Below are 14,874 nucleotides of genomic sequence, written 5' to 3'. Positions count from 1 at the left end.
GGAAGTAGGTCGAGATTGCGATGAGCACCCCTCGATGAGTACGCGATGAGTACGAGCATGAAGTAGAGACGGTCCGGCGTAACCCGGACCTAAAAGGAGCGAAGTGGCTAAGGTCCGGGTATACGAACTCGCCAAGGAGTTCGGAGTTGAGAGCAAGGTCGTCATGGCCAAGCTCCAGGAACTCGGTGAGTTCGTCCGTTCGGCGTCCTCGACGATCGAGGCGCCGGTCGTACGCAAGTTGACCGACGCATTGCAGGGTCCCGGCGGCAACGCCGGCAAGGCCCCTGCGAAGCCTGGCGCGCCCCGCAGCGCGGCGCCCGCCAAGCCCGGGGCCCCGACCCCGGGTCCCGCACGATCCGCTGCGCCGAAGCCCGGCGCACCGGCCCCCAAGCCGGTCGTCGCAGAGGCTCCGGCCCCCGCAGCGCCCGCCCCGGTGACCCCGACCGCCGCCCCCGGTGGTCCGCGTCCGGGTCCGAAGGCTCCGGCCGCCCCGAAGCCCGCTCCGGCGGCTCCCGTGGCGACCGAGTTCTCCGCGCCTCCGGCGGCTCCGGCCGCCGCGGCTCCGGCGCGCACCGACCGTCCCGCCGGCCCCGGCGCGACCCCCGGTCCGCGTCCGGTGCAGCAGCGCCCCGAGCGCACCGAGCGTCCGGCGGCCCAGGGCGGCCAGTCCGGCGCCCGTCCCGGCGCCCCGCGTCCGGCCGGTGCCGCTCCGGCGCGCACCGAGCGTCCCGCCGGTCCCGGTGCTTCGGCCCCGCGTCCGCAGGGCGCCCGTCCGGCCGGTCCCCGTCCGGGCAACAACCCGTTCACCTCTGGTGGCTCCACCGGCATGGCGCGCCCGCAGGCGCCCCGTCCGGCCGGCGCTCCCCGTCCCGGTGCCCCCGGCGCCGGTGACCGCCAGGGTGGCGCTCCCCGTCCGCAGGGCGGCCCCGGCGGCGCTCCGCGTCCGCAGGGTGCCGGTGCGGGCCGTCCGACCCCGGGCGGCATGCCGCGTCCGCAGGGCGGCGCCCCGCGTCCCGGTGGTGCTCCCGGTGGCAACCGTCCCAACCCGGGCATGATGCCGCAGCGTCCCGCTGCCGGTGGTCCCGGTCCCCGTCCCGGTGGCGGCCCCGGTGGCCGTGGTCCCGGTGCGGGCGGTCCCCGTCCCGGCGGCGCCGGTGGCGCCGGTCGTCCCGCGGGCGGCGGCTTCGCCGGTCGTCCGGCCGGTCCGGGCTCGCGTCCGGGTGGCGGCGGCGGCTTCGGCGGTCCCCGTCCCGGTGGCGGCGGCTTCGGCGGCGGTCCGGCCGGTGCCGGTGGCGGCGGTCGTCCCGGCTTCGGCGGTCGTCCCGGTGGTCCCAACGCCCGTGGTGGCACGCAGGGCGCCTTCGGCCGTCCCGGTGGTCCCGCGCGTCGTGGACGCAAGTCCAAGCGCCAGCGTCGCCAGGAGTACGAGGCCATGCAGGCCCCGTCGGTCGGCGGCATCATGCTGCCGCGTGGTCACGGCGAGACCGTTCGCCTGTCCCGCGGTGCGTCCCTCACCGACTTCGCGGAGAAGATCAACGCCAACCCGGCGTCGCTCGTCGCCGTGATGATGAACCTCGGCGAGATGGTCACCGCCACGCAGTCCGTCTCCGACGAGACCCTCGAAATGCTGGCCGGCGAGATGAACTACGTCGTTCAGATCGTCAGCCCGGAGGAAGAGGACCGCGAGCTCCTCGAGGGCTTCGACATCGAGTTCGGCGAGGACGAGGGCGGCGAGGAATTCCTCATGCCGCGTCCGCCGGTCGTGACCGTCATGGGTCACGTCGACCACGGTAAGACCCGCCTCCTCGACGCCATCCGCAAGACGAACGTCGTTGCGGGCGAGGCTGGTGGCATCACCCAGCACATCGGTGCGTACCAGGTCAGCGCCACGGTCAACGATGAAGAGCGCAAGATCACCTTCATCGACACCCCGGGTCACGAGGCGTTCACCGCCATGCGTGCCCGTGGTGCCAAGTCGACCGACATCGCGATCCTCGTGGTCGCGGCCAACGACGGCGTGATGCCGCAGACGATCGAGGCGCTCAACCACGCCCAGGCCGCCGGCGTTCCGATCGTCGTCGCGGTCAACAAGATCGACGTCGAGGGTGCCGACCCGGTCAAGGTGCGCGGTCAGCTCACCGAGTTCGGTCTGGTCGCCGAGGAGTACGGCGGCGACACGATGTTCGTCGACATCTCCGCCAAGCAGGGTCTGCACATCGACTCCCTGCTCGAGGCCGTCGTCCTCACCGCCGACGCCTCGCTCGACCTGCGCGCCAACCCGGAGCAGGACGCTCAGGGTATTGCGATCGAGTCCCACCTCGACCGCGGCCGCGGTGCCGTTGCCACCGTCCTCGTCCAGCGCGGTACCCTCCGCGTCGGCGACACGATGGTCGTGGGCGATGCCTACGGCCGCGTGCGCGCCATGCTCGACGACAAGGGCAACAACGTCGAGGAAGCGGGTCCCGCGACCCCCGTCCTGGTCCTGGGTCTCACCAACGTCCCCGGCGCCGGCGACAACTTCCTCGTCGTCGACGAGGACCGTACGGCCCGTCAGATCGCCGAGAAGCGTGCTGCGCGTGAGCGCAACGCCAACTTCGCCAAGCGCGTCCGCCGGGTGTCCCTGGAAGACCTCGACTCGGTCCTCAAGGCCGGTCTGGTCCAGGAACTCAACCTCATCATCAAGGGCGACGCGTCCGGTGCGGTGGAGGCTCTCGAGTCCTCGCTGCTCCAGCTCGACGTCGGCGAAGAGGTCGACATCCGCGTCCTGCACCGCGGTGTGGGTGCGGTCACCGAGTCCGACATCAACCTGGCGATGGGCTCCGACGCCATCGTCATCGGCTACAACGTCCGTGCGGCCGGCCGTGCCGCGCAGATGGCGGAGCGCGAGGGTGTCGACGTCCGCTACTACTCGGTGATCTACCAGGCCATCGAGGAGATCGAGGCGGCCCTGAAGGGTCTCCTCAAGCCGGAGTACGAAGAGGTCGAGCTCGGTACGGCGGAGGTCCGCGAGGTCTTCCGCTCGTCCAAGCTGGGCAACATCGCCGGTGTCCTCATCCGGTCCGGCGAGGTCAAGCGCAACACCAAGGCGCGGCTCCTGCGCGATGGCAAGGTCATCGCCGAGAGCCTCAACATCTCCGGTCTGCGCCGCTTCAAGGACGACGTCACCGAGATCCGCGAAGGCTTCGAGGGTGGTATCAACCTCGGTAACTTCAACGACATCAAGGTCGACGACGTCATCGCGACGTACGAGATGCGCGAGAAGCCCCGCGCGTAAGCGCGAGGCGGTTCGCACCGTGTCGTAGCCAGTCGTAGGTTGCTGTAACACCGGGGCCGGTCGGCGGAATATCCGTCGATCGGCCCCGGCCGTTGCGTGTACGGTTCTGATGACCCTGCCGCGCGACGGCCGGCAGGCCACCGAACCCGCACCGGCGGGATATCCGGAACTGCATGTACGTGGGGACTCTGTCCTTCGATCTGCTCCTCGGCGACGTTCACTCGCTGAAGGAGAAACGCTCCGTCGTCCGGCCCATCGTGGCCGAGCTCCAGCGCAAGTTCTCTGTGAGCGCGGCCGAAGTGGGCGACCAGGACCTGCACCGCAGGGCCCGTATAGGGGTCGCTCTGGTGAGTGGGGACACGGGGTTCCTCTCGGATGTACTGGACCGCTGCGAGCGGCTGGTCGCGGCACGTCCGGAAGTGGAACTGCTGTCGGTACGACGGCGGCTCCACGGTGATGAAGACTGACCGCAAGACTTGAGAAGGAGACGGACCAGTGGCCGACAATGCGCGGGCGAAGAAGCTGGCGGACCTCATCCGGGAGGTGGTGGCCGAGAAGCTGCAGCGCGGCGTCAAGGACCCCCGCCTCGGTACGCACGTGACCATCACGGACACCAGGGTCACCGGCGACCTGCGGGAGGCCACGGTCTTCTACACGGTGTACGGCGACGACGAGGCGCGGGTCAGTGCGGCAGCGGGTCTGGAGAGCGCCAAGGGCGTACTGCGCTCCGCGGTCGGCCGGGCGGCGCAGACCAAGTTCACGCCGACCCTGACGTTCGTGGCGGACGCCCTTCCGGAGACCGCCAAGAGCATCGAGGACCTCCTCGAGAAGGCGCGGACCTCCGACGCACAGGTGCGCGAGGTCTCCTCGGGCGCGAAGTACGCCGGCGACGCCGACCCGTACAAGAAGCCCGACGAGGACGCTGACGACGCCGCCGAAGAGGCCGGCGCCGACGAAGACGGGGACGCATCCGCGTAATGAGCACCAACGCAGGGAAGACGCCGGACGGCCTGGTCATCGTCGACAAGCCGTCCGGTTTCACTTCGCACGACGTGGTCGCCAAGATGCGCGGGATCGCCAAGACCCGCCGCGTCGGCCACGCCGGCACGCTCGATCCGATGGCTACGGGCGTGCTGGTCCTGGGCGTCGAGAAGGCCACCAAGCTCCTCGGCCACCTCGCGCTCACGGAGAAGGAGTACCTCGGCACCATCCGGCTGGGCCAGAACACCCTGACGGACGACGCCGAGGGCGAGATCACCTCCTCCACGGATGCCACCGGGGTCACCCGGGAAGGCGTGGACGCGGGCATCGCCAAGCTGTCCGGCGCGATCATGCAGGTCCCGTCCAAGGTCAGCGCCATCAAGATCAAGGGCGTGCGCTCCTACAAGCGCGCACGCGACGGCGAGGAGTTCGAGATCCCGGCCCGCCCGGTGACCGTCTCCTCGTTCCAGGTGTACGACATGCGGGAGGCGGAGGCCGAGGACGGCACCAAGGTCGTCGACCTCGTCGTCTCCGTGGTCTGCTCCAGCGGGACGTACATCCGCGCGCTCGCGCGGGACCTGGGCGCCGACCTCGGCGTCGGCGGGCACCTCACGGCGTTGCGGCGCACGCGGGTGGGCCCGTACAAGATCGACCGGGCGCGCACGCTCGACCAGCTCCAGGAGGAGCTGACCGTCATGCCGATCGGCGACGCGGCGGCTGCCGCGTTCCCGCGCTGGGAGCTCGACGCCCGGCGGGCGTCACTGCTGGCGAACGGCGTGCGGATCGACATGCCGGACGAGTACGAGCCCGGCAAGGCGGTCGCGGTCTACGGGCCGGACGGGCAGCTGCTCGGGCTCGTCGAGAGCAAGGGCGGCAAGGCGAAGTCGCTCGCGGTCTTCGCCTGATCCGTTCCGTTGATCTGTTCCGCTGACGCGGTTCACCGGCCGGCCTTCGGGCCGGCCGGTTCTCGTTTGCCCCCCGCCGGTTCTCGTTCGCCCGGCTGGTCCTCCTTCGACGTGGAGCGGCGAGCGCACAGGGACTGCTGCTCGCCGCTCCACGACCCCCCTCGGGTAGGTCTCTATCCATCCGGACCCCCTTATTCACCCGTCCGAGCAGGCGCTCGGAGTGAATGGAGGGAGCGTAAGGGGGCGCTTTCGCCACGCGTGCTGTTCCCGCTGATCTTCACCTGCCTACGGTCGTGGCTACGGGGCACGCGCGGCGGGGAGTGGTGCGGTGACGGCGGAACTGATCAGGATCTGCGATCTCGCCGGACGGCCGCGGGGGAGCGGCTTCGTCGCGGACGACCGCGGGACGGTGCTCACCAGCCACGAGGCGGTGGACGGACTGGCCCGGATGGTCCTGCACGGACCGGGGCCGGGGGAGCGGACCTGGCGGGCCGGGGCCTCGGACGTGACCGCCCTGCCGGAGCTCGGGCTGGCGCTCGTCCGCAGCGACGGGCTCGGGGTGCGGCCGCTGCCGGTCGCGCCGCGCGGGGTGATCGTCCCCGGGACGTACGTACGGCTGTCCGCGCGGGGCTGGCGCCAGGCACGGGTGCTCGGCTCGGCGGAGGCCACTTACGCGGCGTCGGCGACCGACGGTTCGCACCTGCTCCCGGCCGCGCTGGAACTGGCCATCGGGACCGACGGCCGCGACGCGCTGCGGCTCGGCGGCGAGGCCTGTGGGGGCCCGGTGCTGGACGCCGTAACCGGAGCGGTGCTCGCGGTCCTGTGCACCGCTCTGCGGGCGGAGCACCGCTCCGGGGGCTTCGCCGTGCCCCTGGCGGCCGCGGCCGCCGCCGATCCGGGCGGACCCCTCGCCGCGCTGCTGGAACGCAACGCCGCCACCGTGCCGGGCTTCGGCGCCGACCTGAACCTCGCCGGAGCCCTCCAGCTCACCGGCACCACCCTGGGCGCGGCCCTCACCACCGGGGGACCGGAGCCGGTGGACCGCCCGGGGATCGCCGCCGAACTGGACGCCTTCGCCGCCGGGGAGCACCCGGTCCTCGCGCTGGTCGGCCGTCCCGGCACCGGCCGCACCACCGCCCTCGCCGCGCTGGCGGCCCGCCGCGCCCGGGGCCCCCACCCGGCCCCGACCCTCTGGCTGCGCGGCGCCGACCTGCGGGCCGACGACACCTCGCTGGCCGACGCGGTGGCGCGGGCCCTGGCGGCGGCGGGACGGATCCTGGAGGCGCCGGCCGCCGCCCCGGGGCCGGACGGCTGCCAGGGGCCGGACGGCGGGCCCGACCGGGGCCCCGAGCCGGCGTCGGCCTCGGCGCTGGCCTCCCTCGTGGCCTCGGCCGGGCGGCCCCTGCTCGTCGTCCTGGACGGGCCCGAGGAGATGCCGCCGCGGCTCGCGGGGCGGGCCGGGCCGTGGACCGGCGCCACCGCCGCCTGGCTGGAGGCGACCGGGGCCCGGCTGGCCGTGGCCGCCCGCCCCGAGTACTGGGAGTCGGCCGGGCGGCTCTACCCGCCTCGGATGCTCCGGAACCCGGCCCGGCCCGCCCGGCGGCTGCCGCCCGCGGTCCCGGTCGGCGATCTCACCCCCGAGGAAGCGGCGCGGGCCCGGACCCGGCTGGGCATCCCGGCCGGGGCCGTCGCCGACTCCGACGCCCGGCACCCGCTCACCCTGCGGCTGCTCGCGGAGATCCACGCGGCCGGGGTCACCGCGGGCCGTCCGTCCCGTGACGAGGTGTTCGCGGCGCACCTGGCCCTGCTGTGCCTGCGCGTGGCCGTCCGCGCATCCGCCGCACTCCCCGAGCCCCACAGACGCGCCGGGGCCGCGGGCGGCGGGCCGCACGGGCGGAACACGGAGGGGTGCGACCCTGCCGGGCCGACCGGGGACGGGCCGTACCCGGGCGGGCCCTTCCCGGGTGGGCCGGGCATGGGCGGGTGGGGCATGGGCGGGTGGGGCATGGCGGGGCCGTGCGCGGACGGGCCGGCTACGGGTAAGCCGTACGGCGACGGGCCGGGGGCGGGTGGGCCGTACCCGGACGGGCCCGATTCCGGTGAGGGGGGCATGGCGGGGCCGTACGAGGGCGGGCCGCACGCGGGTGGGCAGGACACGGCGGGGCCGTACGCGGGTGGGCCGGGGGTCGCCGGGCCGGATGCGGCCGGGGTGTACGGGCCCGGGGTGGGCCGGCTGGCCGCGCGGGTGGCCGGGCGGGTGCACGAAGCCGCCCGGCGGTGCCTGGGTCCGGGTCAGGGACAGCTGGACCGGGCCTCCTTCGAGGAACTGTTCCCCTGGCGGTCGGGGTGGGCTTCCGCGGTGCTCACGGAGGGGCTGCTGGTGCCCGCCGGCGAGGGCTACCGCTTCGCCCACGAGGAGATCGCCGACTGGCTGCAGGCCGCGCACCTGGACCTCCCGGTGGCCCTCGACACCCTGGGCCGGGAAGTCCCCCGCCACCGCATCGGTCCCGTGCTGGAGGCCCTGCGCCTGCTTCCGCCCGGGGAGCGGGCAGCCGCGCTGGAGCGGCTCGTGGCCCTGCTTGACGGAGCCGACGGCCCGGAGGCGGGTTGGTGGGCCGCCCGTCTCATCGGCGAGACCCTGCTGCGCGCCCCCGACGCCACGCCGTACCTGCCGGTCCTGCACGCCCTGGCCGAGCACCTGTCCCGGCCCCGTCCCGCTCCGGCGCAGGGCACCCCTCCGGGGGCGGACCCGCCGCACCCGGCCCCGACACCGGCCGGCTCCGCCGCGTACGCGGGGCCTTCGGGAACGGGCTTGCCGCGCCCGGCACCGGTGACGGCGCCCTCGGCATCGGCCGGCCCCGCCGCGGAGGCCGGGCCTCCCGGGGCGGACCTGCCGGGCTCGGCACCGGTCGCGGCCTCCTCGGTATCGGCCGGCTCCGCCGGGTATGCGGGGCCTTTGGGAACGGGCTTGCCGCGCCCGGCGTCGGCCGGGTCCGTCGCGGAGGCCGGGCCTTCCGGGGCGGACCTGCCGCGCCCGGCACCAGGGGCGGGATCCTCGGCGTCGGCCGGCTCCGCCGGGTATGCGGGGCCTTCGGGAACGGGCTTGCCCCGCCCGGCGCCGGGCGCGGTGCCCCCGGCGTCGGCCGGGTCCGCCGCGTACGCGGGCACCCTGGGGCCGGCGGACATCACCGCGTGGGCGGGACCCGGTGACACCGGGCACCCGCGGATTCCCGCCCAGGGTGGAGCATCGGCGGCCGGTGGGCCGGCCGGGCACCTCCGCCCCGGTACTGCCACCGTCGGCGGCACCCGGCCCGGCGTGCCGGCCGGGCACCTCCGCCCCGGGGCGGCTGCCACCGTTGGCGTCGGCGGCAACGGGTGCGGCGGGACCGCCGCGTCCGGCCACGGCGAGGGGGACGAGGGGGAGTTCGGGGTGTGGTTCTGGAGCCGGGTGCGCCTCGCCGAGGAGGACCGGTTCGAGCTGCTGCGGCGGCTGGTGCCCCATGACCACCGGCTCCTCGACGCCGCCGCCCGGCGGCTGGTCCGGGCACCGCACCTCGTGCAGCCGCTGCTCTGCGGCTGGTTCCGCGACGAGCGGCGGCTGCTCGGGCGGCCCGGGGCCACCGTCGCCACCGCCGCTCAGGCCCTGCTGCACACCCACCGCAGCCTGGCCGTCGACGACCTCGCCGAAGCGCTCGTCACCGCCGCGCACCCCCGCGCCGACGAGCTGCTCGCCGTACTCGCCGAGGACGAGCCCTCCGCCCTCAGCCGGGCCGTGGACCGCTGGGCCCACGACGAGCGGCCCGGCCGCCGGGTCGCGGCCGCCGCGTACGGGCCGCTCACCGCCCCGCACGTGCGCACCCCCGCCGACCGCGAGCTGCTGCGCTACGCCGCGCAGGCCCTCCTCGCCCGCCCCGCGGACGCCTCCCTGCACGGCAGCGCCCTCGGGATCCTGCTCCGCGACCCCCAGGTCCGGGCCCGCTACCTCCCCGAGGCCCTCGCCTGCTTCCGCGACCCCGGGCCCGGCCGGCTGCTGCCCGCCGCCGCGCTCGTCGCCGCGCTCCCCGTGCTGCCCGACCCGGACGCGGTGTTCGCCGCGCTGCGGGAGCGGGCCGACGGGGAGGTGGTGCGCGCACTGGCCGCGCTGACCACGCCGGGCCTGGCGCGGCGCGCGGCCGACCTCGTACGGGACCACCTCGCGCGGCACCCGCAGGACGCGGCGCACGCCGCCGCGTTCGTGGACCGGCGGCTCGAACAGGGCCTGGCGGCCGCCCCCGTGCTCCGCCCGCTCGTACGGGACCTGCTGGGCTCCGGGCCGCCCCCGGTACGGGCCGCGCTGGCCGGCGTACTGGCCGCCCCGGGCACGGAGTCCTCGTACACGCTCCGCGGCGAACTGGCCGAGGCGCTGCTCCGCGAGGAGCTCGACCCGTCGGTGCTCGACGCCTTCCTCGGCGCGCTGGCGGCGGGTGCGGCCGCCGGCGGGCCGCCGGACCGTACCCGGGACCTGCTGCGGCGCACCGGCCGGCAACTGCTGCGGGCACCGGGCGGGCCGGCGGTCTTCGAGCGGCGCACGGTCGAGCTGGCGCGGGCCGAACCGGCCTTCCGCGCGCTGGTGGCCGGCTGGCTGGAGCGGGCGCCGCAGGAGGCGGCGGCGCTGCTGGGACCGGGCGCGCGCCGGACCGTCGAGACCCTCGCTCACAGCGTGTCCGCGAGCGCGCCCCCGAGCGCGTCCCGGAGCGCGTCCGCGCCGGACGACGCCGATGATGGGCAGCGGGCACCGGCATGGCAGTCTTAGACCTGCAATCGGCAACCAGGACAGGGCCTAAAGGGTTCGGGCGAGGAGCGGTCACAGTGCAGCGCTGGCGTGGCTTGGAGGACATCCCCCAGGACTGGGGACGCGGCGTCGTCACCATCGGCTCCTACGACGGCGTCCACCGGGGTCATCAGCTGATCATCGGACGCGCCGTGGCCAAGGCGCGCGAACTCGGTGTCCCCTCCGTCGTCGTCACCTTCAGCCCGCACCCGAGCGAGGTCGTCCGCCCCGGCAGCCACCCGCCGATCCTGGCCCCGTACGACCGGCGCGCCGAGCTGATGGCCGGGCTGGGCGTGGACGCGCTGCTGATCCTGCCCTTCACGGCGGAGTTCTCGCAGCTGTCCCCGGCCGACTTCATCGTGAAGGTGCTCGTCGACAAGCTGCACGCGCTGGCGGTCATCGAGGGCCCGAACTTCCGCTTCGGCCACAAGGCCGCGGGCAACGTGGAGTTCCTGCGGCAGCTCGGCGCCACCTACGACTACGAGGTCGAGGTCGTGGACCTGGTGGAGCGCGGCGAGGCGGGCGGCGGCGTGCCGTTCTCCTCCACGCTCGCGCGCAAGCTGGTGGCGCAGGGCGACATGGACGGCGCGGCCGAGATCCTGGGCCGCCCGCACCGGCTCGAAGGCGTCGTGGTGCGCGGTGCGCAGCGCGGGCGCGAACTCGGCTACCCGACGGCGAACGTGGAGACGCAGCCGCACACCGCGATCCCGGCCGACGGGGTGTACGCGGGCTGGCTGACGGCGGACGGCGAGCGGATGCCGGCGGCGATCTCGGTCGGCACGAACGTGCAGTTCGACGCGACCGAGCGGACCGTGGAGGCGTACGCGATCGACCGGGTCGGGCTGGACCTGTACGGCATGCACGTGGCCGTCGACTTCCTCGCCTACATGCGCGGGATGGCGAAGTTCGAGTCGCTGGACGGGCTGCTGGAGGCCATCGCCGACGACGTGAAGCGCGCGCGGGTGCTGACGGACGCGTACGACGCGGAGCGCTGACGAGCGGTCGACCGACGGGCGAGGGCCCGTACCGTCCCGGGGATTCCGGGGGCGGTACGGGCCCTCGTGCGTGTGCGGGCTGCGCCGGCCGTAAGCCGCCGGCCGTCAGCCCAGGCGCGGGTCGCGCGGGGGCCCGTTGGGCTGGGGCGGCTGGGGCTGACCGGGCTGCTGGGGCCAGGGCTGGCCGGGGGTGGGGTAGGGCTGCTGGCCGTACGGGGGCTGCTGCTGGGGCTGGTGCGGCTGCTGCGGCTGCTGCGGGTAGGGCTGCTGGGGCGGCTGCGGCTGGCCCCAGTGGTTCTGCGGTGCCTGCTGCTGGGCGCGGATGAAGTCCTCGGCGACCAGGGCGGAGAGGTTGAAGTAGGCCTCGCGCGTCTTGGGCCGGAGCATGTCCAGGTCGACCTCGGCGCCGGCCGCGAGGTGGTCGTCGAACGGGACCACCACGACACCGCGGCAGCGGGTCTCGAAGTGCCGCACGATGTCCTCGACCTTGATCATCTTGGCGGTCTCGCGGACCCCGGAGATCACGGTGAGGGAGCGCGAGACGAGGTCGGCGTACCCGTGCGCGGAGAGCCAGTCGAGGGTGGTGCTGGCGCTGCTCGCGCCGTCCACCGACGGGGTCGAGATGATGATCAGCTGATCGGCCAGGTCCAGGACCCCGCGCATCGCGGAGTAGAGGAGGCCGGTGCCCGAGTCGGTGAGGATGATCGGGTACTGGCGGCCGAGCGTCTCGATGACGCGGCGGTAGTCCTCGTCGTTGAAGGCCGTCGAGACGGCCGGGTCCACGTCGTTGGCGATGATCTCCAGACCGGAGGGCGCCTGGGAGGTGAACCGGCGGATGTCCATGTACGAGTTCAGGTACGGGATCGCCTGGACCAGGTCCCGGATCGTGGCCCCGGTCTCGCGGCGCACGCGGCGGCCGAGGGTGCCGGCGTCGGGGTTCGCGTCGATGGCCAGGATCTTGTCCTGGCGCTCGGTGGCGAGGGTGGCGCCGAGGGCGGTGGTGGTCGTGGTCTTGCCGACGCCGCCCTTGAGACTGATGACGGCGATCCGGTAGCAGGACATCACCGGCGTGCGGATCAGCTCCAGCTTGCGCCGCCGCTCCGCCTCCGCCGCCTTGCCGCCGAAGCGGAACAGGCCGCCGCCACCGGAGGCGTTGTTGCCGCTCCGCGCCTTCTGCCGGCCGCGCAGCAGGCGGTCGGAGGACAGCTCGACGGCGGCGGTGTAGCCGAGGGGCGCGCCGCCGGAGGGCTGGGGTGCGCCGCCGCCGTAACGGGAGTCTTGGCCGTGGGGGCCCTGCGGCCCCTGGGGCCCCGGCGGACCTTGCTGCCACTGGCCGCCGCGCGGATCGGCGTACTGCGGCTGCGGCTGTGGTTGCTGCTGGGGTGCCTGCGGGGCCTGGTGCGCGGGCGGGAATCCGTACCCGGCGTCGGGCGCCTGCGGGCGGGGCTGGGCCGGCGGCTGGATGTCGTACCCGGCCTGGGGGTCCACCGGTGCGGTCAACTCGGCGGGCCACTGCGGAAGTTCGGCGCCGGACGCCGGGGCGACTCCGGCGGATCCCTCGAACGGGTTCGCCTCGCGCGGCGCCGGGATGACCGTCCCCGCCGGGGGAGTGGGCGTACGCACGACGCCGGGCGGCGCGTCGCCGACCGGCGCGGAGTCCGCGTACGGAGGCCGGGCGTCGTACGCGGCCGGCGCATGCCCCTGGCCGGCGGGCGCGGCGGCGTACGGGTCGCTCGAGGGGACCTGACCGGCGGGGGACCCGGTGGTCGCCGCCGGTGCGATGCCGGCCGGGGCCGGCGGGGCCGGGGAGGCGGCGTCCGGCGCGGGGGGATGGGAGGCGTCCGGGCTGCCGGGGTACGGGGGAAGGGCGTTGGCCGGGGCCAGGGCGGGGGCGTGGGGAGGGACGCCGGCGTCCGGCGCGGAGGGATAGGACGGGGCCGGGCTGCCCGGGTGCGGCGGCAGGGGGGCGTCCGGGGTCGGCGCGGCCGGTGCGGCGGGCTGCGGCGCGGCGCTGTCGGCGCGGCCGGGCGCGGAGCCGTCCGGGACCGGCGGGACCGGCGCCAGGGCGAAGTCCGGGGCCGGCGTGTGGGCCGGGGCGGGGCCGTCCGGGGCCGCCGGGGTCGACGGCAGTCCGATGACCGAGGGCGGTGTCTGGGGCGAGGCGGCGCTGATCGAGGCCGACGGGTACGCCGGCCCGGCGGCGTCCGGCGCCGGGGTGTGCGCCGGAGCGGGGCTGTCGGTGCCGACGGAGTGCGACGGCAGTCCGGTGCCCTGGGCCGGCGGGTGGGGCGGGGCGGCAGTGTCGGGGGCCGGCGGGTACGCCGGTGTGGAGGCATCGGGGGCCGGCGGGTATGCCGGGGCGGCGGTGTCAGGGGCCGGCGGGTACGGCGCGGCCGGGGTGCTGAGGGCCGGCTGGTACGGCGGCGCGGCCGGAGTGCCGGCGGCCGGAGCGTACGGTGCCGCCTGAGCGGCCGGGTCCTGAGCGGCGGGAGCCGGAGCAGGAGCCGCCGGAGCCGGAGCGTACGGTGCGGGCGCGGAGTCCGCGGGCAGCGCCGTGAGTGCGTCGGGGGTGCCCGCGTACGGCACGGCCGGGGCCGGTGCGGGGTGCGACGCCGCGCGGGGCGCGGGCGGTGCGATGCGCATCGTCGGAGGGGTCTCCAGGTCCGACGGAGGCCGGTGGGGCTCGAAGCCGCTGCCTTCGGGCAGGCCCGGGATCTCGGCGGCCGCCGGAGCCGTGCCCTGCGTGTACCAGGCCGGCGGGGTGTAGTCGATGGTGAACTCGCCCGTCAGCTCGGGCTCCGCGTCGGACTGATCGTCCGTCGGGACGTCCCACGTCCCGCCGCGCCTCTCGTTCCGATCGCCGCTCACTGGTCCTCCTGATCTGTCGAACACTGGTCCGGCGTCCCACCGGGCCACGCCGTCGCCCAGCCTAATCGTGCACTGCGGCCGGTCTCCGCCCCCGTCTGCCCGTACCCGGGGCGGACCACGGGCCGGGGCCGCCCCCATCCTGCCCATACGGCCGGGCCCCGGCCAATCCCGTCTCCCCGGCCCACCTGCCGTATCACGCCGTTCCGTCCTGCCCGGTTGCGGCCCGCCCTTCGTCGGGGGCGCGTGCGGGAGGGTCTCCCTCCACCCGTTCCCGCGCTGCGGGTGGTCAATCCGCGTGTGGCGCGGTCCGGTGCGGCCTTGCGGGCGCGGTCCGTTCCGGCGCGGGTGGTGGCCTGCCCTTCGCCGGCGGCGCGTGCGGGCCGGTCCCCGTCCGGCTGTTCCCGTCCGGCTGTTCCCGCCCCGCGGGTTCCCGTCCGCTTCGTCCTCGCCCGGTGCGGCCTTGTGGGCGTGGGCTGTTCCGGTGCCAGCGGTGGCCTGACGCCGGTTCGGAGCTTGTCTGTTCGTGCCCGGCCGTTCCCGGGGCTTGTCCGGCTCGGCCCGCCGTTGCCCGGTCGCCCCGTGCACCGCTCGTGTGGTGCGGGTGGTGGGCCCGGCGGGGCGAAGTCCCCCACCCTCCCTTCGCCCGTTACCCGGGCTCCGCTCGGACCCGGTCCTCAAGCGACGGACGGGCTGGAAGGCCCGGGGCTCCACCCGTTCGCCGGAGCCGGTGCTGGGCACGCCCTGCCCCGCACCGGCACATCGCTCCGCCGGACGGTTCCCGCGGTGCCGGCCGGAGCGCGCCCGCTTCTGTTCCGCCGTTACCGGACCGCTCGTTCGGGCCACCCGGTTCCCGACTGACCGGTCGCCCGAACTGCCGGTCAGCGGCCTGGCCGTTGCCGTCCCGCCGACAGGCTCGTTCCACCGGCGGGCACGTCTGCCCGCTCGCGGTCCGTTCCGCGGGACCGCGGGCCGCGTACACGCTGCCCCGCCCATAAGGACCCCGCGAGCCACGGTTCCGCGAACCGGTCCCTCCCGAGTGTC

General features: G+C 75.4%; 7 protein-coding genes. 6 read left to right on the top strand and 1 reads right to left on the bottom strand.

Annotated features, from left to right (window positions below; all coding sequences use genetic code 11):
- Positions 1 to 103: 103 nt before the first annotated feature.
- The 6 genes from infB to ACFYYB_RS12355 all read left to right on the top strand — a co-directional run bounded on the left by infB (position 104) and on the right by ACFYYB_RS12355 (position 10,965).
- Positions 104 to 3,274 (top strand): translation initiation factor IF-2, encoded by a 3,171-nt coding sequence (gene infB / locus ACFYYB_RS12380; protein WP_389435036.1) that lies wholly within the window; start codon positions 104 to 106, stop codon positions 3,272 to 3,274.
- Positions 3,275 to 3,447: 173 nt separating this feature from the next.
- The gene (locus ACFYYB_RS12375) at positions 3,448 to 3,741 is read left to right on the top strand and encodes a DUF503 domain-containing protein (RefSeq protein WP_030161467.1); all 294 of its coding nucleotides are present in this window, start codon (positions 3,448 to 3,450) and stop codon (positions 3,739 to 3,741) included.
- Positions 3,742 to 3,769: 28 nt separating this feature from the next.
- Positions 3,770 to 4,252: a 30S ribosome-binding factor RbfA gene (gene rbfA / locus ACFYYB_RS12370; RefSeq protein WP_389435034.1), complete on the top strand. Its 483-nt coding sequence runs from the start codon at positions 3,770 to 3,772 to the stop codon at positions 4,250 to 4,252.
- The gene (gene truB / locus ACFYYB_RS12365) at positions 4,252 to 5,160 is read left to right on the top strand and encodes a tRNA pseudouridine(55) synthase TruB (protein WP_327304267.1); all 909 of its coding nucleotides are present in this window, start codon (positions 4,252 to 4,254) and stop codon (positions 5,158 to 5,160) included. The genes rbfA and truB overlap by 1 nt, the downstream gene beginning before the upstream one ends.
- A 328-nt stretch (positions 5,161 to 5,488) precedes the next feature.
- Positions 5,489 to 9,952, top strand: coding sequence for a serine protease (locus tag ACFYYB_RS12360; RefSeq protein WP_389435031.1), 4,464 nt, complete (start codon positions 5,489 to 5,491; stop codon positions 9,950 to 9,952).
- A 56-nt stretch (positions 9,953 to 10,008) separates the two neighbouring features.
- Entirely contained in the window at positions 10,009 to 10,965 is a 957-nt protein-coding gene (locus ACFYYB_RS12355; protein ID WP_389435029.1) for a bifunctional riboflavin kinase/FAD synthetase, read from the top strand.
- Between the two features lie 105 nt (positions 10,966 to 11,070).
- Here ACFYYB_RS12355 and ACFYYB_RS12350 read toward each other — a convergent pair whose 3' ends face one another.
- Complete coding sequence (locus tag ACFYYB_RS12350) at positions 11,071 to 13,833, bottom strand: SCO5717 family growth-regulating ATPase (RefSeq protein ID WP_389435027.1); 2,763 nt, start codon at positions 13,831 to 13,833, stop codon at positions 11,071 to 11,073.
- Positions 13,834 to 14,874: the final 1,041 nt, after the last annotated feature.

The organism is Streptomyces sp. NPDC002886 (assembly GCF_042888445.1).
Taxonomy (GTDB): Bacteria; Actinomycetota; Actinomycetes; order Streptomycetales; family Streptomycetaceae; genus Streptomyces.
Note: the sequence above shows the minus strand (reverse complement) of the source record. Positions and strands in the feature narration are given on the sequence as shown.

Excerpts from the sequence above, each read along its gene's own strand:
- ACFYYB_RS12375 (WP_030161467.1), top strand. The coding sequence starts at position 3,448 with ATGTACGTGGGGACTCTGTCCTTCGATCTGCTCCTCGGCGACGTTCAC.
- truB (WP_327304267.1), top strand. The coding sequence starts at position 4,252 with ATGAGCACCAACGCAGGGAAGACGCCGGACGGCCTGGTCATCGTCGAC.